Origin of the sequence: Nioella sp. MMSF_3534 (assembly GCF_030732985.1) — a bacterium.
In the GTDB taxonomy this organism is placed as follows: Bacteria; Pseudomonadota; Alphaproteobacteria; order Rhodobacterales; family Rhodobacteraceae; genus Nioella.
Window position 1 is genome coordinate 1 of sequence record NZ_JASHJX010000036.1, and the last position, 18,121, is coordinate 18,121.

Here is an 18,121-nt window from a genome sequence, read left to right on the forward strand (position 1 = left end):
CCCCCCGGACCCCCCGAGGTATTTGGGCCAAGATGAAAGGATCAGGGCCGTTCGATGGCGATGGCGGTGCCTTCTCCGCCACCGATGCAGATCGCCGCGATGCCGCGTTTCAGCCCGCGTTTTTCCAGCGCGTTCAGCAGGGTGACCATGATCCGCGCGCCGGAGGCCCCGATCGGGTGGCCGAGTGCGCAGGCCCCGCCGTTCACGTTCACCTTGTCATGAGGCAGGGCCATCTTGTGCATGAAGGCCATGGGCACCACGGCGAAGGCTTCGTTCACCTCCCACAGGTCCACGTCTTCCTTGGACCAGCCAAGGCGGGCGAGCAGTTTCTCTGCCGCGGGAACGGGCGCGGTGGTGAACCAGCCCGGTTCCTGCGCGTGGCTGGCATGGCCAAGGATGCGGGCGCGGATCGGCAGGCCCTTTGCCTTAGCCACGCTTTCGCGGGCCATGACGAGGGCCGCCGCGCCGTCTGAAATCGACGAGGAATTGGCGGGCGTCACCGTGCCATCCCTGCGGAAGGCGGGTTTCAGCTGCGGGATCTTTTCGGGGCGGGCCTTGGCGGGTTGTTCGTCTTCGGCCACGACCGTCCAGCCCTCGTGTGCGCCTGCCGTGACGGATCGGTCGCCATAGCGGCCCCCGATCGACACCGGCGTCACCTCATCGGCAAACGCCCCCGATGCCTGCGCCTCCAGCGCGCGGGACAGCGAGGCAAGTGCATAGTCATCCTGCGCCTCGCGGGTGAACTGGAAGCTTTCGGCGCAGTCCTCGGCAAAGGTGCCCATTAAGCGGCCCTTGTCATAGGCATCTTCCAGCCCGTCGAGGAACATGTGGTCGATGGTGCGGCCATGGCCGATCCGGGCGCCGCCGCGCATCTGGGGCAGGAGGTAGGGGGCCTCGGTCATGCTTTCCATGCCGCCCGCGACCATCAGATCCGTGTGGCCGAGCGCCAGTTGGTCATGGGCGATCATCGCGGCCTTCATGCCGGAGCCGCACATCTTGTTCAGCGTCGTTGCGGGCACATCCTGGCCAAGCCCGGCCTTGAACCCGGCCTGACGCGCCGGGGCCTGACCCTGACCGGCGGGTAGGACGCAGCCCATCAGAAGCTCCTGCACATCGCTGGCCGCGGCGCCGGATTGTTCCAGCGCGGCCTTGATCGCGGCCCCGCCGAGATCGGACGCCGTCACGCCGGAAAAACACCCCTGAAACCCGCCCATGGGCGTTCGGGACGCGCCGCAGATCACCACGTTTTCCATAAAACTCTCCGTTTCTTCCCCGAGGGGTTGGATACCGTTTGGAAAGGATTGCTGTCTAGGGTGCTTGCGGCAAGCGAAAGGACGCAGCTTATGGATATTACATTGGAACCCAAGGGGCCGATCGCGCTGTTGCATGTCGTCCCGGATCGCATTGACGCCTCTGTCGCCATCCAGTTCAAGGACCGGTTTCGTGACCTTGTGCGCGACTGGGACGGGCCGGTTGTTCTGGACTTGCAGAACGTCACCTTTCTGGACAGTTCCGGGCTCGGGGCTGTCGTGGCGGCGCGCAAATTGTTGGGGGAGGGGCGGCAGCTGGATCTGTCGGGTCTGACCCCCGCGGTGGACAAGGTCATGCGGCTGACACGGATGAACCAGGTTTTCCCCATCCACGGGTCGGTGGAAGATGCCCTGGCCGCCCACGGAGTTGCCCCCGCGGCATGAGCGTTCGGGATCTGCCATCACCCCGGCAAGGGGACCCCCCGGGTGGCACCGCTCTGGGGTGGGCCTGCACCCGTCGGTTCGAGGCACAGCCGGCGCTTGTCAGCATCGAACTGCTTGGGCTGAACCAGACGCTCATTCAGCTTGGCCTGCCGATCGAGCAGCTTTTCACGCTGGAACTGGTGCTGGCAGAGGTGCTGAACAACGTCGTGGAACATGCCTATCAGGACAGGGGTGAGGGCAGGATCGAACTCAGCGTTTCCGTACATGACGGTTTCATCCATTGCGGCGTGACCGATTTCGGCGCGCCGATGCCGGGCGGTGCGCTGCCACCTGCCCGCCGCCACTCCCCCGAGGCGCTGGCCTTGCAGGATCTGCCAGAGGGCAGTTTCGGATGGGCCCTTATCCGGGACCTGACGACCGGGCTGGACTACAGCCGGGACGAGGGGATCAACCGGCTGAGTTTTCGGATTACCCTTGGGGATTGAACAACACCCACCCTGTGCGGCAACTGTTTCCGCAATGGGTTAACCATTCTCGAAAATGCCCCAATTGTTCCGCACCCGTGCCGGGAATCTCCTCGATAAGGGAAGGGTAGCTGCAATGGCTTCCCTCGGTGCCGTGTCTGAAAGCCCCCACCCAGTGGCGCGGTGCCGAGGTCCATTGCCCTGCCTCCCCTTGTCACCGCCGATAATTGTCCTACCGTAGCGCCGAAGCGATGCGAGAGGACAGAATGCGCGATTTTCACCTTCCCGGACGGTCTGCGGTCTTCGCCGATAACGGCATGTGCGCCACGTCCCACCCGCTGGCTGCCAAGGTGGCCATCAACCTGCTGGAACAGGGTGGGAATGCGGTGGATGCGGCCATTGGCGCGGCGGTTCTGCTTGGGATCTGCGAGCCACAGATGACCGGGATCGGGGGCGACTGCTTTGCCTTGGTCAAACGCCCCGACAGCGATGAGATCGTCGGGCTGAACGCCTCTGGCCGGGCGCCCGCAGGCCTGAACGCCGCCACCTTGCGCGCTGCCGGACATACGGTAATGCCAGAACGCGATGCGGCTGCTGTCACGATCCCCGGCGCGGTTGACGGGTTCTGCCGGTTGCAGGGCGATATGGGCAAGCTGACGATGGCCGAGGTTCTGGCCCCCGCCATTCACTACGCCGAGGCGGGCATCCCCGTCGCACCGCGCGTGGCGCAGGACTGGGGCGAGGAAGCCTATGAATTCAAGGGCCGCGCGCGGGAGATCTTCCTAAATGACGGGCGCCCCTATCGCGTGGGCGAGCGTTTCAGCGCGCCGGGTCAGGCAGAGGTTCTGCGCCGGATAGCACACGAGGGACGCGCCGGGTTCTACGAGGGCGAGGTGGCCGAAGATATGGTCAACAGCCTGCGCGCGCTTGGCGGCACCCACACGCTGGCGGATTTCGCCGCGACCGCCTGCGACTACGTCACGCCGATTCGCACCGGCTATCGCGGGGCGGAACTGATCGAACTGCCGCCGAACGGGGCGGGCGCGATGGCGCTTTTGATGGCGAATATGCTGGAAGGCCATGACATCGCCGCGATGGACCCTGATGGGGCAGAGCGCGCGCATCTGGAAATTGAGGCCGCCAAACTGGCCTTCGACGCACGCGACCGGTTCATCGCCGATTCCGGCTATGTCCGGCATCTCGACCACATGCTGTCGCCCAAAACGGCCAAGGCGTTGTCGGCCCTGATCGACCCCGGAAAGGCCCTGACCTCGATCAAGGACAAGACCGAGAGCCTCCACAAGGAAACCGTCTATATCACCGTCGTGGATAGCGACCGGATGGTGGTGTCGCTGATCTATTCGATCTTCAAGGATTTCGGGTCCTGCATCGCCAGTGACCGCTTCGGCATCCTGTTCCAGAACCGGGGCTGCGGCTTCACGCTGGAAGAGGGCCACCCGAACGAGGCCATGGGCGGCAAGCGCCCGATGCACACGATCATCCCCGCGATGATGCGCGAGGCCGATGGCAGCCTGACCGCCTTCGGGGTCATGGGCGGGGCCTATCAGCCGATCGGCCATGTCCGATATCTCAGCAATATCGTCGATTTCGGAATGCATCCGCAGCAGGCCATTGACGCGCCGCGCTGCTTCCCCGTGGGGGGCGAAGTGCGGATCGAAAATGGTTATGCGCCCGAGGTTCAGGCGGACCTGGCCGCGAAGGGGCACAAGCTGGACCGCCCGCTTCGCCCCATCGGTGGCGGGCAGGCGATCCGAATCGACGCGAAAACCGGGGTTCTGCAAGGGGCATCGGACCCTCGCAAGGATGGCTGCGCGCTCGGATATTGAAGGAACGATCATGCCCATAACCCCTGTGAAAACCCTGGTGGCCGAGGCAAAGGCCGTCATCGAAACGATCAGTCCCGCAGATGCATTGGCGCGGGCCGAGGCGGGCGAGGCCCTGTTGGTCGATATCCGCGATGTGCGGGAGCTGGACCGAGAGGGCCGCATCCCCGGTGCCTTCCATGCGCCGCGTGGGATGCTGGAATTCTGGATCGACCCGGACAGCCCTTACCACAAGCCGCCGCTGGCCACCGACAAGACACTGGTCCTGTTTTGCGCCAGCGCGTGGCGGTCTGCCCTGTCGGCCAAGGCCCTGCAGGAGATGGGGGTCGAGACCGTGGCCGAGATCGACGGCGGCTTCACCGCGTGGAAAAAGGCCGGTCTGCCGGTTGACTGACGCCTAGTTCAGCTGAAACTCGAGCGGGTAGTACCCGTCGCGGAACTCGCCGAACAGGTCCGGCAGGTCGGGGTGATCGACGGGTTCGCCGGTGTCATCGGGCACCAGGTTCTGTTCCGAAACATAGGCCACGTAATAGGTCTGATCGTTCTCGGCCAGCAGGTGATAGAAGGGCTGCTCGCGGGACGGGCGCGACTCAGGGGGAATCGCGTCGTACCATTCCTCGGTATTCGCAAACTCGGGGTCCACATCGAAAATTACCCCGCGAAACGGGTGTTTACGGTGCCTGACCACCTGGCCAAGCGTGAATTTCGCGCGTGTCTTGAGCATCGGATTGCGCCCCCTTACCCCCTCTCCTAAACCCCGGGTCGGGGGCTTGTCCATCCGGGAGCGGCCGAATCAAGGGAAACAGATTGTGAACCTCGTCCTGACAGTGCTGGAGATCGTGGCCCCGGTCTTCCTTCTGGCCGCCACGGGCTTTGGCTGGCGGAAATTCGGTCTCGACTACCCGGTGGAGTTCGTCACGCGGCTGGCGATGACCATCGCGGTGCCTTGCCTGATCTTCACCGCGTTGATGCAGACCGAGATCGACCCGGCGGCGCTGTCTGCGATGACGCTGGCCTCGCTGCTGGCTTATGCGCTGATGGGCGTCCTGTCGGCGGGTCTGATCCTTGTTGCGGGGATCGACCGGCGCACGTTTCTGGCCCCGACGATCTTTGGCAACACCGGTAATCTTGGCCTGCCACTGGCGCTGTTTGCCTTTGGCGACGTGGGGCTTGGCTATGGCGTCGTGATCTTCGCAATCATGGCGGTGCTGTCCTTCACGATTGGCATCCGCCTGGTGTCCGATCAGGCCTCGATCCTGCGGGTGCTGCGCGAACCGATGGTCTGGGCCACCCTGCTTGGGGCGCTCTTTCTGTGGCAGGGCTGGCAGACGCCCCGCTGGCTGACGAACTCGCTGTCGCTTGCCGGGCAACTGGCCATTCCCTTGATGCTGTTCACGCTCGGTGTGGCGGTTGCGCGACTGACCCCGAGAGGGGTAGGGCGCGCGGTGCTTTTGTCACTGGCCAAGCTGGTCATCGGCATCTCGGCGGGCGTGGCGGCGGGATGGGCCCTTGGGCTGGAACCGGTGGCTTTCGCGGTGATCATTCTGCAAATGGCGACGCCCGTCGGCGTGTCCTCCTACCTGTTGGCTGAACGGTTCCGCGCTGACGCCGATGCTGTGGCCGGATATGTGGTGATTTCCACGTTAATCAGCGTGCTGGCCCTGCCTATCCTCCTGTATTTCCTGCTCTGACCCCGTTCCCCCGCGCTGCGTTTTCGGGTAAGCTGTGGCAAACAAACAAAACTCGAGCAGGCAGATTTCATGAAACGCGCGATTCTTCTCGTGCTGCTATTGGCCGTTGCCGCCTGTGGCGGCGGGCCTAGGCCACCCCGTAACCTGGACAACGCGTGTCTTATCCTGAACGAACGCCCGGATATCGCCCGCGCGACCCGTCAGGCGGAACGCGAATGGGGCATTCCTGTCCATGTGCAGCTGGCCACGATCCATCAGGAAAGCAGCTTCGTCCACAACGCCCGAACCCCGCATCGCTATGCGCTTGGGGTTATTCCCCTTGGCCGACAAAGCTCGGCCTTCGGCTATAGCCAGGCGCTGGACGGCACGTGGGATGATTATCGGGACGCCACCGGCAGCCGCCGCGCCAACCGGACCGATATCCGCGACGCCACCGATTTCATGGGCTGGTACATGAACCGGTCAGTGGAACGGCTTGGCATAGCCCCCGATGACGCGCGCAATCAGTACCTTGCATATCACGAGGGCCATTCGGGCTATGCACGGGGCAGTTACAACGCCAAACCGTGGCTGCTGCGCGTCGCCTCCCGAGTGGATGAACGGGCCGAAATGTATGAACGCCAATTGGTCGGGTGCCGCCGCTAGGCGGCCCGGCTATTCGGTGATGCCACGATCTCGCAGTTCCTGCGGGATGTTGAAATGGCGGGCCGATATATTCCCGCCCTCTTCCAGCTCACCCAGAATCACGGTGGTGTTGAACCCGGTTGAATCGGTCACGATCCACTGGCGCAGTTCCACAGGCTCATCGGTGAAGACAAGCGTGATGTAGCCGATATCGGGTTCATCCGGGTCTTGGGCAATGATCCGCGTCGTGGTTTCATCGCCCTCATGCGACAGGATCATGTCCGACCGGTCGAGGTCCACGTTCCGCGCCAGGATCAGGTTCAGGGGCGTGCGCCGCAGCGGGTATTGCTCGGGCGCGGTGTTGGCCCGGTCGTCGAAAATGGCGACCTGCCCGCCGCCAGCCATGACCAGCAGCTCGCTGTCGTCATACTCGAACCGCATCCGTCCGGGCCGATGGATGTAGAGCGTGCCTGTGGCAATGGCACCGTCATCGCTGATCTGGGTAAAGCTGGCCTCTGCCGTGCGCAGGTCGTTCAGATAGTCCGACAGATCCGACAGCGGGATCGGATCGGCGAAGGCTGGCAATGCGGTGCAGGCGGCAAGCGCCGTGGCGAGAATAAATCGTGTCATGGGTTCCATTTAATCACCACCGGGGCGCATTGCACCTCACGTCCGCGCGATAGGGCGGATTACTGCTCAGGCACCAGCACCTCGCGCTTGCCGACATGGTTGGCGGAGCTGACGACGCCCTCATCCTCCATCTGCTCCACCAGTCGCGCGGCCTTGTTGTAGCCGATGGCCAGCTTTCGCTGGATGTAGGAGGTGGAGCATTTGCGGTCCTTCGCAACGATTGCCACCGCCTGATCGTAAAGCGCGTCTTCGCCGGTCGTGTTGCCGCCAAGGCCAAGTACCGCGTCGATATCGCTTTCGCGGTCGTCGTCGGGGCCGTCCAGAACGGAGGCGGCATAGTCCGGCGGGCCGAAGCTCTTCAGATGGCTGACGATTTCCTCGACCTCTTCGTCGGAAACGAACGGCCCATGCACGCGGGTGATCTTGGCACCGCCCGCCATATACAGCATGTCGCCCATGCCAAGCAGCTGCTCGGCCCCCTGTTCGCCCAGGATGGTGCGACTGTCGACTTTCGAGGTCACGTGGAAGGAAATCCGCGTCGGGAAGTTCGCCTTGATCGTGCCGGTGATCACGTCAACCGACGGGCGCTGCGTGGCCATGATGATGTGGATGCCAGAGGCACGGGCCATTTGCGCTAGACGCTGAATACAGGCCTCGATCTCTTTGCCCGCAACCATCATCAGGTCGGCCATTTCGTCGACGATGACGACGATATAGGGCATCTTTTCGGGCGCGAATTCCTCGGTCTCGAAGACGGGATCGCCTGTTTCATCATCAAACCCGGTCTGCACCGTGCGGCTGAACATCTCGCCCCGGTCCTGCGCATCCTTCACCCGGCCATTGTAGCCGTCGATGTTGCGCACGCCCATCTTGGACATCTTGCGATAGCGTTCCTCCATCTCACCCACGACCCATTTCAGGGCCACCACGGCCTTTTTCGGGTCAGTCACAACCGGGCTCAGCAGATGCGGGATGCCGTCGTAGACGCTGAGTTCCAGCATCTTCGGGTCGATCATGATCAGGCGGCAGTCCTCGGGCGTCAGCTTGTACAGAAGGCTGAGGATCATCGTGTTGATCGCCACGGATTTACCGGAGCCTGTGGTGCCCGCAATCAGCAGGTGGGGCATCTTGGCGAGGTTCGCGACCACGGGATCGCCGCCGATATCCTTGCCAAGCGCCAGTGGCAGTTTCTGAGTGCCATCGCCAAAGTCGCGGCTGGCGAGGATTTCGCGCAGGACCACCTTTTCGCGGTGCTGATTGGGCAGTTCGATGCCGATCACGCTGCGGCCGGGCACGGTGGAAACACGGGCAGACAGCGCGGACATGCTGCGCGCGATATCATCGGCCAGACCAATTACCCGGCTTGCTTTCAGGCCCGGCGCCGGTTCCAGTTCGTACATGGTGACGACGGGGCCGGGGCGGACGCTGACGATTTCGCCCTTCACGCCGTAGTCATCCAGCACGTTTTCCAGCATCCGCGCGTTTTCTTCCAACGCTTCATCGGACAGGTGGTGGCGCTGGATACTGGCCGGGCTGGTCAGCAGATTGAGCGGCGGGAATTCATAGGCCTGCGTCCTGTCATCAAGCGGCAGGGTCGGCTGCGCCTCGGCCCGCGCGGCACGCGACTGCGGCAGGGTCCGGCGTTGCAGGGGTTGCACCACGCGCTTGGGTTCCGGGGTCGCAGCCGGGGTCGGTGCGGAATGCGCGACGGTCCGCTCTGAATGCGGCAGCGGGATGGTTTCGACGGGCATCTCCTCGACGAAATCCGGTTCTGAATAGGCTTGCGGCTCGGGCTGGTGAATGCGGGCTGCGGTCAGCGGCGGCTCCACACGCGCGGCGGTCAGGGGCGGTTCCACGCGGGCGGCGGTGATCGGGGGTTCCACGCGGGCCGACATATGCTCTGCCCGGCGCGCGGCCACGGCGGCCTGAACCGCCGATTGTGGCTCTTCCGCCTCGGGTTCCACCACGGTGCCCGGACGCCGCACACGGCTCTGGATCACAGAGGCGATCTTGCTGCGGATGCGATCATCATCGGGGGCTTCCAGATCGGCGGGGGCGACGGGCGCACGTTCCACCAGTTCTGGTTCGGGGTCGGCCACGCGGTCGCGGCGAAGGATCGGCGGCATCCGGTCCAGCAGGCCAAAGCGCGGGCGCGGGGTTACCTCCTCTTCCGGATAATCCGGTTCATCATAGGCCAGAGCATCGTCATCATAGCCCTCAGCCTGGACCACTGCCCGGCTGCGGCGGCGCGCATGCATCTGCATGGCGGCCTGACCGGCCCCACGACCGGCCTGACCGAACATCGCCCCGATCCAGGCGAAGGAATTGATCAGCCCGATCAGCATGAACCGCAGGGCAATGCGCATTTCGCGCCCGTTCACGCCAAGCACGAACAGACCAAGCGCAATCAGCGTCAGGAAGGACAGGGCGGCGAGGATCTTGAGACCGGTGCCAATGGCAAAGGGCAGCACGTTCAGCAGGGCGCCCAGGACAGTATCGCCGAAGACACCGCCGAGCCCATAGCTCTGAACCCAGGTCGCAGGGGGCTGATGCGTCGCGGCATAGATCGCGGCCAGCGCCACGGCAATCGGCAGGAAGATGATGCGGCCAAGCGCTCGCTCGCCACCCAGATGGGCGGCCAGCCGCACACCCCAGACCACGGCCCCAAGCGCCAGACCATAAGCGCCCCAGCCAACCACAAGCATCAAAAGCGCCGCGCAGGAGGCCCCGAACCGCCCAAGCAGGTTTTGCGGCACGGCATCCGTGGCGGCCCACCAGCTGGGATCATCGGGATTGTAAGAGGCCAGCATCAGCGTCAGCGCAATCCCGGTCAGGATCAGCACGATCCCGAGCGCCTCGCGCCCGCGCTTTTCCAGCGCCGCCTGCATCGAGCTGTCCAGCAGCGGATCCCTCTGTCGCGTCTGATAAGCCATATCCCGTCACCTCACCTTGCATACAGGCAGTCGCGGAGCTTGATCAGCCCGCGCCGCATGTCGTCTTTTTGTGCCACCATCGCCACGCGGATCCGATCCGCGCCGGGCGTGTGGCCGTTCACTTCGCGGGCCAGGTAGGATCCGGGCAACACCCGAACCCCGGCCTCGCACCAAAGTTTCACCGTTGCCGCCTCGTCGTTCTCGACGGGCAGCCACAGGAAGAACCCGGCCTCGGGCGGCATGTAGCCGTCGAGACCTGCGAAAACCTCGTCTGCAATCGCGTATTTCTCGGCATAGAGCGCCCGGTTCGCTGTCACGTGATCCTCGTCCGACCACGCCTTTGCGGCCACCGCCTGCAACGGCCCCGGCAGGGGGGCACCGGCATAGGCGCGCAATTGTTTGAGCCGTTTGATGCTTTCCGGCCCGCCAGCGGCAAAGCCCGAGCGCAGACCGGCAAGGTTCGACCGTTTGGAGAGCGAATTGAACAGCACCACCCGCTCCGGGTCCGCGCCCATTTGGGCGGCGATTTCCAATGCGCCACGGGGCGGCGCATCGCGGTAGATCTCGGAATAGCACTCATCCGCGAAAATCTGGAAATCGTAGCGCTCGGCAAGCCCGATCAACTCGCGCCAATAGGCTCCGTTCGCCACCGCCCCCTGCGGGTTTGCAGGCGAGCAGATATAGGCCACGGCGGTGCGGTTCAGCACGTCATCCGGCAGGCTGGCATAGTCGGGCAGGTTCCCGGTGGCGTCCGTCGCGGGCACATAGACCGGCTCCGCCCCTACAGCCAGCGCGGCCACCGCGTAGACCTGATAGAACGGGTTCGGCGTCAGAACGACGGGCTGCTTACCTCCCTTGGTTTCCGGGCAAAGCGCAATGCAGGCGTTGAACAGCCCTTCGCGCGTGCCGTTCAGCGGCAGGATCTGCGTGGCGGCGTCGACGCTCACCCCATAGCGGCGGGCGATCCATCCAGAGATCGCCGCCTGCAAGTCCGGCGTGCCGTCATTGGCCGGATACTTCCCGAAGCCAGCGGCGTTTTCCGCGATGATCTGAGGCACCCAGTCGGGGAAGGCATGTGTCGGCTCCCCGATCGTCATATTGATCGGATCGGCCCCCGGCGCATGGGGGTCGAGAAGCGCCCGAAGACGCGGGAACGCGTATGCTGGCAGGTTCGAAAACCGCTCAGGAAATGCCATATCTGCCTCTGGTTCAGGGTCGTTTTTCGCCCTGTTTGTCGGCAGGTTAACGGCTTGCGCGGCTTTGGTCCAGAAAAACGAACGCTTTCAGGGCGATTGCGGGGCGGGGCTGTGGCCTTCAGGCCAATGCCGTTTCCACCGCCTTGCCGATCCTGAGTAGTGCTTCCTCTCCGAACGGCTGGCCAAGCAGCATGATCCCCGTGCCCGGCACGCCCGTGGGGATCGTCAGCGCTGACAGCCCCATCAGGTTACCCACGCGCGTATTGCGCAGGGTCAGCAGGTTTTCGGTGACGTAGTAATCATCGTCCTCCATCAGCCGGCCCGCATGGGGTGGCAGGTTCGGCGCGGTCGGCAACAGCACCGCGTCATAGCCCGCCACCTGCGCCGCCCATTCCCCGCGCAGGTGGTCGAGGAACTGCCATGCTGATACGTAGTCGGCGGCGGCAAAACCGGCACCGGACCGGAACCGGTCCAGAATACGCGGGAACATCTTTTCGGGCGTGGCCTCGATCGCGTGTTTCCACGTTCCGTAAGCCTCCGAGGTAAATAGGATCGGTGACAGGTCCATCGCCGCTTCGATCCCGTCCACGGTGCCACGGGTGATCTGTGCCCCCGCCTGCGTCATCCGGTCAATCGCATGGGCAAAGCCCGCTGCTGGCTCCTCACGCACATCATCGGTGTAGGTATCCAGCACCAGGAACCGCCGCCCTTTCAGGCTCACCCCTTCAAGATCGGCGGGCTTGCTCCCCTCCATGACCGCGAGCAGCAACGCGCAATCCTCAACGGATTTTGCCAGCGGACCGACCGTGTCAAACCGCGCGCAAAGCGGCACGACACCCGCCAGAGACAGCCGCCCGGAGGTCGTCTTCAACCCAACCAAGTCATTGAACGCAGAGGGTATTCGCACCGATCCGCCGGTATCCGACCCGATCCCCGCAGGCGCCAGCCCCCAGGCTGTGGAGGCTGCGGCCCCCGACGAAGACCCGCCCGGCACAAGCTCGGGATCATGGATATTGGGCGGTGTTTCCGTCACCGGGTTGATGCCGAGACCAGAGAAGGCCAGTTCGCTCATATGCGTCTTGCCAAGGCAGACCATGCCGGCCCGAGTGGCATTGGCCAGCACCTCGCAATCTGCATCCGGCACCCGCCCCGCCAGCAGGTCAGAGCCCGATTTCGTCTCGTCCCCGGCACTGTCAAAGAGGTCCTTCCACGACAGCGGCACCCCGTCCAGCAACCCGCGCCGCACGCCAAGACGCGCCCGTTCCGACGCTGCCGCCGCTTCCGCCCGTGCCCGATCCGGCGTGACAACGGAGTAGATGCGGCCCGCATATTCATGACCCGCAATGGCCTCCAGATAGGCCTCGGTCAGCTCAACAGGGTCGATCTCTCCCGCCCCGATCGCGCGGCCCAGATCCACCACCCCGAGTGTCTGCCAATCGTCCCGCATCGCCTGTCCTCCGCCATGTTGTCGCGGGCCACGCTAGCGGGGTCATGCCACATGGACAATCCCGCGTATGTGCCCATATTGCGGGGCATGGCAACGGACTCCGATATCCTGATCGTCGGCGGCGGCTTGAACGGCCCCTGCCTCGCGCTGGCCCTCAGCCAGGCGGGCCTGACCAGCACCGTGATCGACGCCCTGCCGGTGGAAACCAGTGACAATGACCGGTTCGATGGCCGCTCCTACGCGCTGGCATTGGCCTCGGCCCGGCTGTTAATGGCCCTCGGTATCTGGGAGGATGTGAAAGCCAACGCGCAACCGATGCTGGAGATCAAGGCCAGCGACGGGCGCGCAGGCGAAGGCCCCGCGCCGTTCTTCCTGCATTTCGATCATGCCGAGATCGAGGAAGGCCCGATGGGCTACATGCTGGAGGACCGCTTCCTGCGCCACGCCCTGCTGACCCGGATGCAGGCCGATCCCAATATCATCCATCTGCCCGGCAAGCGCGTGATCGCGCAGGACACCACCGGCCCCGCATCCGTGACGCTGGAGGATGGCCGTACCCTGACCGCCCGCCTTCTAATAGGTGCGGATGGGCGGCAAAGCGGCACCGGCGCGCGGGCAGGGATCAAGCGGCAGGGCTGGGATTACGGCCAGACCGCGCTCGTGTGTTCGCTGAAACACGAGCTGCCCCATCACGGCATTGCGCATCAGTTCTTCATGCCCGCGGGACCGCTGGCCATTCTGCCCCTGCCCGGCAACCGCTGCTCCATTGTCTGGAGTGAAACCCACGCCCGCGCCGCCGAGATCAACGCACTCAGCGACGAAGGCTATCTCGAGGTACTGCGCCCGCGCTTCGGCGATTTCCTGGGCGAGATCGCGCTTGATGGCGACCGTTTCACCTATCCCCTGAACCTGACCATTTCCGAACGCTTCGTGGATGACCGCCTGGCGCTGGTAGGCGACGCCGCACACGGGGTGCACCCAATCGCCGGTCAAGGCCTCAACCTCGGCCTGCGCGACGTGGGCGCCTTGGCCGAAGTGCTGACAGATGCCAAACGCCGTGGCGAGGATATCGCAAGCCTTCTGGTCCTCGAACGCTATCAACGCTGGCGGCGCTTCGATACGGCCACGCTCGCCGCCTCCACCGACCTGATCAACAGGCTCTTTTCCAATGACAACCCGCTTCTGCGGGCGGGGCGCGATCTGGGCATGGGCCTCATCAACGCCTTCCCCGCCGCCCGCCGCAGTTTCATCCGCGAAGCTGCGGGCCTGACCGGCGATGTCCCACGGCTGCTGCAGGGCAAACCGCTCTGAGTTTCTCCTTGTGAAAATACTCCCGCCGGAGGCATCCCAACCCGGCCACGGGGCGCAGCCCAAAACGCCAATCGCCACCATCGGCCACGCATACGTGGCAACGCGGCATGACGAGGCCTCCGGCGTCAGCCGGGGGTTGAGGAGGGCCGCTCACGGGTCGACGCCGGCAGGCGGCGAAACCCCCATCAGTTCATGTTGATGTCCCGCCCCGCAGACCGGATCGACACCGAAAACCCCGCCAGAACGTCGATCAAGGCAATCACCATCAGTGTGAAGAACAGCGAGGTGGACGCCCCCGCCACCAGCAGGAACTCCACCAGGTAGACCACGAACACGACCGTGGACAGCAGATGGTCGATGATCGAGGCCATCCCGGTCACGGTCGATTTCATGATCTCCACGAACAAAACCAGCAGCGCCACCAGCACGATCACGTCCCCGATGGTCATCGCCCAAGTTCCGCCCGACATCATCTCGACCGTGAAGAGCGACCGAACGAACGGATCGTCCGCCCCCATCAGGCCAAAGAGCCCAAGGTTGAACAGGATCAGGGGGATGACGAGCAGCGGGATCTTGGAAAGCATGGCGACAGGTCCTAAAGGGTCAGGTAATCCCCGTCATCTAGGCGCAGTCAGACAGGCCCCGTCAAGCCATCAGTCCAGCTTGCGCGCCTCGTCTTCCAGCATGATCGGAATGCCGTTGCGGATCGGAAAGGCCAGCCCCGCCGCGCGCGAAATCAGCTCCCCTGCATCGGCATCGTAGGAGAGGGTGCCTTGCGTCACCGGGCAGACAAGGGCCTCCAGCATCTTGCGGTCGATTACCGAAGGCCTGCTCATTGGATCACCTCATCGCTTGCGCCACCCCGGCAGGTGAATTCCATCAGCGCGGTGAGCGTTTCGCGCCGGTCCGTCAGGTGCGGAGCCTCCAGCAGCGCCTGTTTCTCCTCGACGCTGAACGGGCACAGCATCGACAGCGAATTGATCAGCAGCTCGTCATCCGCCTCTTCCAGGCTGCCCCAGTCGGTTTGCAGCGCCGCCGCCTCGAAATAGCGCGACAGAAGCTTCAGGAACTGTTCCCGGTCGAAATTCGGATCTTCCTCTTCCCGACCCAGATCGCGGGTGAAGTCGGACCAGTGCAGATCGGCTTTCACATAGGGAGAGAACCCTGTCACCTCCCGCTTGATCCGAAAGCGCGACATGCCCGACAGAGTGATCATGTAGCGCCCATCCTCGGTTTCCGAGAACTGCGTCACCCGCCCCGCGCACCCGATCTCGTGCAGACGCGACTGGCCTGGCTTGCCGCCTTCCAGCGGCTGCACCATGCCGATCATGCGGTGCGGCGTCTTCAGGCTGTCCTCCAGCATCGCAAGGTAGCGCGGCTCGAAGATATGCAGAGGCAGCCGGGCCCGGGGCAGCAGCAGCGCACCGGGCAGCGGGAAAAGCGGAATCGTTTCGGGCAGATCAGCCGGGGACATCATGCCTCACTATGTAGGCAGGAAGGCCAGTCAGGCAAACAGAAGCGACGAAAGCTTGCGCCGCCCCTTCAAGGCCACCGGGTCATTTGGCTTCAGCGCCTCGAAAATGGTGAAGAGCTGCGCCTTGGCCGCCCCGTCATTCCAGTCCCGATCCCGGCGGAACAGGTCGAGCAGTTGATCCACCGCCGCCTCCACATCACCGGATGCGTGCAAGGCCTGCGCATAGTCGAACCGCGCCTGATGATTGGCGGGATCGGCCTCTACCGCTGCCGACAGCTCTGCCAGCGGGCCTGCATCGGCGGCCTGACGGGCCAGTTCCAGCTGCGCACGGGCGGCTTCCAGTTCGGGCGAGCCGGCAATCGCCTCGGGCGCATTGGCCAGCATCGCCTCGGCCTGATCCAGCTCTCCGATGGCCAGGTGCGCGCGGACCAGCCCGCCATAGGCCCCGGCATGGTCCGGCTCTTCGCCAAGGATCGCGGCAAAGGTCTGGGCGGCATCGGCGGCCTCGCCATCGGCCAGCATCTGCTCGGCAGCCTCGACGGCTTCGCCAAGTCCACCGTCCCCGGCCAGACCGGTCAGCTTGTCGATGAAGGCCTTGATCTCGGATTGCGGCACCGCGCCCTGGAACATGTCGACCGGGCGGCCCTGGTAGAAGGCCACGACCGTCGGAATGGATTGCAGCGGCAGCCCCTGCTGCGCCAGGGCCTGTGCAAGCCGCTGGTTCTGGTCCACGTCGATCTTGACCATCTTCACCTTGCCCTTGGCGGCGGTGACGGCGGCCTCCAACTGCGGGCCGAGCGTTTTGCAGGGTCCACACCAGGTGGCCCAGAAATCCACGACAACCGGCACCTCCTGGCTGGCCTCGACGACCACGGCCATGAAGTTTTCTTCGGTTCCGTCAACGATCAGATCGCCGGCTGCAGGGCCGGGCTGAAGTCCATCGAGTTCGAGCATCTGTGCCCCCTTCACCTTTGTCACGACCTATATGGGCCGCGCGGGCGGAAAGGCCAAGGGGGTCAAATGGGCTTTGACGGGGGCAAGGCCGGGACATAGCGTTGCAGTCAGGCAATGCGGAGCCCCCCATGACCAAGACCCTTCTAACCTTCGGTGACAGCAACACCCATGGCACACCCCCGATCGTGACACCCGGCCTTTACGGGCGCTTCGGGCCTGAGGATCGCTGGCCGACGGTGGCGGTGGCGGCGCTCGGCCCTGACTGGTCGCTGGTCGAGGAGGGGTTGCCGGGCCGCACCACGGGGTTGGAAGACCCCATCATGGGCGCGCATATGAACGGGCAAACCGGGCTGCGCATCGCGTTGGAGAGCCACGGGCCGATTGACGTGCTGACCATCATGCTGGGAACGAATGACCTCAAGACCCGGTTCGCGCCCTCGGTCGACCGGATCACCGGCGGCGCGGCGGGGCTGCTGGATATCGCCCTGTCAGAGCCGATGCAGACCCGCCATGGCGGTTTCAGGGTGCTGCTGATCTGCCCGCCACCGGTGATGGAAACCGGCCCGATCCGCGACCAGTTCTGGGGCGCGGAAGCCGTGGGGCCGCATCTGGCTGAAAGCTTTCGTGCCCTAGCCGCCGCGCGGGGCGTGGGCTTCTTCGACGCCGGATCGGTGATCGAGGTCAGCAAGCAGGACGGCATCCATTACGAACCCGACGCGCATCGGATGCTCGGTGCGGCTCTGGCAGAGGTGATCGCCAAGCTCTGATCCGGGCGCGACCAAGCGGTTTGCAAACCGCTTCCAAGGGCCTTCGAAGGCCCTTCAAGAAGGCGCTTGCAAGCGCCTTATCCGCTCACAAATCAAACGTCGCGAAAACCGGTGCATGGTCCGAGGGTTTCTCCCACCCCCGCGCCTCGCGTAGAATGCGGCTGGAATGGGCGGCGTTGGAGATATCGGGTGTCGCCCAGACATGATCCAGCCTGCGCCCTTTGTCTGCCGCGTCCCAGTCCCGCGCGCGGTAGGACCACCAGCTGTAGAGCTGCCCTTCGGGGATATCGGCGCGGGTCACGTCCACCCATTTGCCCGCCTCCATCACGGTGCCGAGCGTATCGACCTCCACCGGCGTGTGGCTGACCACCTTCAGTAGCTGCTTGTGGCTCCACACATCATCCTCGCGCGGGGCGATGTTCAGGTCGCCCACCAGAATGGACTTTTCGGGCGCATCGAACTTGCCCCAGTCCCTCATGTCAGCGAGGTAGTCGAGCTTCTGGCCGAATTTCTCATTCACCTCGCGGTCGGGCACATCGCCCCCGGCGGGCACATAGAAATTGTGGATGGTCACCCCGTTTTCCAGCCGCCCCGCGATGTGGCGCGCATGGCCGAGCCCCGCGAAATCGTGGCTTCCGGCCTCCTCCATCGGCAGTTTGGACAGGATCGCAACGCCGTTATAGCCCTTCTGCCCGCGCGCAACCATGTGTCCATAGCCGAGGTTCTGGAAGATCTCGACCGGGATCTTGTCGACCGGGCTCTTGCATTCCTGCAGGCAGAGGATGTCTGGCCCTTCCTCGCGCAGCAGCTTGGCCACTAGGTCGGCGCGCAGCCGGACAGAGTTGATGTTCCAGGTGGCAAGCGTGAAGGGCATGGGCACGGGTCCTGTGGGCAGATGGTTTGGAACTGTCTCGCGGTCATATCGCGGACAGTGGAAAAGCGCACGCCCTGAAATTCATCGGATGTATCCCGAGCTTCACCGGCAGACGGACCCCGGTTCCGAAACCGATGTGGTGGGGATCATTCCGGCCACGCGGCCCGTTTCAGGCACGGCAGGCGGCCTTCCCCTTGCAACCGGCGCAAGACAGGATA

19 protein-coding genes are annotated in these 18,121 nt (G+C 64.4%); 8 read left to right on the top strand and 11 right to left on the bottom strand.

All coding sequences use genetic code 11. The annotated features are described in order from the left end of the window. Positions 1-41 precede the first annotated feature (41 nt). Positions 42-1,253, bottom strand: a complete 1,212-nt coding sequence (locus RBB16_RS14725; RefSeq protein ID WP_306046883.1) for an acetyl-CoA C-acyltransferase — start codon at positions 1,251-1,253, stop codon at positions 42-44. Between the two features lie 90 nt (positions 1,254-1,343). On the opposite strand from RBB16_RS14725, the gene RBB16_RS14730 reads away from it, so the two are divergent. From RBB16_RS14730 to RBB16_RS14745, 4 genes are all read left to right on the top strand, one after another. After that, the gene (locus tag RBB16_RS14730; RefSeq protein WP_071689571.1) at positions 1,344-1,694 is read left to right on the top strand and encodes an STAS domain-containing protein; all 351 of its coding nucleotides are present in this window, start codon (positions 1,344-1,346) and stop codon (positions 1,692-1,694) included. Then, complete coding sequence (locus RBB16_RS14735) at positions 1,691-2,179, top strand: ATP-binding protein (protein ID WP_306046884.1); 489 nt, start codon at positions 1,691-1,693, stop codon at positions 2,177-2,179. The genes RBB16_RS14730 and RBB16_RS14735 overlap by 4 nt, the downstream gene beginning before the upstream one ends. 245 nt (positions 2,180-2,424) lie before the next feature. Continuing rightward, a complete protein-coding gene (locus RBB16_RS14740; RefSeq protein ID WP_306046885.1) occupies positions 2,425-4,005 on the top strand; it encodes a gamma-glutamyltransferase family protein in 1,581 nt (526 codons plus the stop codon). 10 nt (positions 4,006-4,015) lie between these two features. Continuing rightward, on the top strand, positions 4,016-4,396 hold the full coding sequence (locus tag RBB16_RS14745; protein WP_306046886.1) for a rhodanese-like domain-containing protein: 381 nt from the start codon (positions 4,016-4,018) through the stop codon (positions 4,394-4,396). 3 nt (positions 4,397-4,399) lie between these two features. On the opposite strand, the gene hspQ is transcribed toward RBB16_RS14745, so the two are convergent. Further along, a complete protein-coding gene (gene hspQ / locus RBB16_RS14750) occupies positions 4,400-4,726 on the bottom strand; it encodes a heat shock protein HspQ (RefSeq protein ID WP_127559712.1) in 327 nt (108 codons plus the stop codon). Between the two features lie 85 nt (positions 4,727-4,811). Here hspQ and RBB16_RS14755 point away from each other — a divergent pair, with 85 nt between their 5' ends. Together RBB16_RS14755 and RBB16_RS14760 are read left to right on the top strand one after the other, a co-directional pair. Then, positions 4,812-5,693: an AEC family transporter gene (locus tag RBB16_RS14755; RefSeq protein WP_306046887.1), complete on the top strand. Its 882-nt coding sequence runs from the start codon at positions 4,812-4,814 to the stop codon at positions 5,691-5,693. Between the two features lie 69 nt (positions 5,694-5,762). Next, positions 5,763-6,338, top strand: a complete 576-nt coding sequence (locus tag RBB16_RS14760; RefSeq protein WP_306046888.1) for a lytic transglycosylase — start codon at positions 5,763-5,765, stop codon at positions 6,336-6,338. A 9-nt stretch (positions 6,339-6,347) separates the two neighbouring features. On the opposite strand, the gene RBB16_RS14765 is transcribed toward RBB16_RS14760, so the two are convergent. The 4 genes from RBB16_RS14765 to RBB16_RS14780 form a co-directional block, all read right to left on the bottom strand. Next, positions 6,348-6,956, bottom strand: coding sequence for an outer membrane lipoprotein carrier protein LolA (locus tag RBB16_RS14765; protein WP_371931252.1), 609 nt, complete (start codon positions 6,954-6,956; stop codon positions 6,348-6,350). Positions 6,957-7,006: 50 nt separating this feature from the next. Further along, complete coding sequence (locus RBB16_RS14770; protein ID WP_306046890.1) at positions 7,007-9,880, bottom strand: DNA translocase FtsK; 2,874 nt, start codon at positions 9,878-9,880, stop codon at positions 7,007-7,009. A gap of 11 nt (positions 9,881-9,891) precedes the next feature. Further along, positions 9,892-11,076, bottom strand: coding sequence for an aminotransferase class I/II-fold pyridoxal phosphate-dependent enzyme (locus RBB16_RS14775; protein WP_306046891.1), 1,185 nt, complete (start codon positions 11,074-11,076; stop codon positions 9,892-9,894). 118 nt (positions 11,077-11,194) lie between these two features. After that, positions 11,195-12,523 carry an amidase gene (locus tag RBB16_RS14780; RefSeq protein ID WP_306046892.1) on the bottom strand — a complete coding sequence of 443 codons (1,329 nt, stop codon included), beginning with the start codon at positions 12,521-12,523 and terminating at the stop codon, positions 11,195-11,197. A 51-nt stretch (positions 12,524-12,574) separates the two neighbouring features. On the opposite strand from RBB16_RS14780, the gene RBB16_RS14785 reads away from it, so the two are divergent. Continuing rightward, the gene (locus RBB16_RS14785; protein WP_306046893.1) at positions 12,575-13,834 is read left to right on the top strand and encodes a UbiH/UbiF/VisC/COQ6 family ubiquinone biosynthesis hydroxylase; all 1,260 of its coding nucleotides are present in this window, start codon (positions 12,575-12,577) and stop codon (positions 13,832-13,834) included. 185 nt (positions 13,835-14,019) lie between these two features. On the opposite strand, the gene RBB16_RS14790 is transcribed toward RBB16_RS14785, so the two are convergent. From RBB16_RS14790 to RBB16_RS14805, 4 genes are all read right to left on the bottom strand, one after another. Continuing rightward, complete coding sequence (locus RBB16_RS14790; protein ID WP_071689561.1) at positions 14,020-14,418, bottom strand: hypothetical protein; 399 nt, start codon at positions 14,416-14,418, stop codon at positions 14,020-14,022. Between the two features lie 69 nt (positions 14,419-14,487). Beyond that, the gene (locus RBB16_RS14795; RefSeq protein ID WP_306046894.1) at positions 14,488-14,670 is read right to left on the bottom strand and encodes a Trm112 family protein; all 183 of its coding nucleotides are present in this window, start codon (positions 14,668-14,670) and stop codon (positions 14,488-14,490) included. After that, a complete protein-coding gene (locus tag RBB16_RS14800; RefSeq protein WP_306046895.1) occupies positions 14,667-15,311 on the bottom strand; it encodes an LON peptidase substrate-binding domain-containing protein in 645 nt (214 codons plus the stop codon). The genes RBB16_RS14795 and RBB16_RS14800 overlap by 4 nt, the downstream gene beginning before the upstream one ends. A 27-nt stretch (positions 15,312-15,338) precedes the next feature. Continuing rightward, positions 15,339-16,262: a tetratricopeptide repeat protein gene (locus RBB16_RS14805; protein WP_306046896.1), complete on the bottom strand. Its 924-nt coding sequence runs from the start codon at positions 16,260-16,262 to the stop codon at positions 15,339-15,341. Between the two features lie 128 nt (positions 16,263-16,390). Between RBB16_RS14805 and RBB16_RS14810 the strand changes: the two genes are divergently transcribed. Beyond that, entirely contained in the window at positions 16,391-17,029 is a 639-nt protein-coding gene (locus RBB16_RS14810; RefSeq protein ID WP_306046897.1) for an SGNH/GDSL hydrolase family protein, read from the top strand. Between the two features lie 85 nt (positions 17,030-17,114). Here the strand turns inward: RBB16_RS14810 and RBB16_RS14815 are convergent, their stop codons facing one another. Then, positions 17,115-17,903 (bottom strand): exodeoxyribonuclease III, encoded by a 789-nt coding sequence (locus RBB16_RS14815; RefSeq protein ID WP_306046898.1) that lies wholly within the window; start codon positions 17,901-17,903, stop codon positions 17,115-17,117. Between the last annotated feature and the right edge of the window lie 218 nt (positions 17,904-18,121).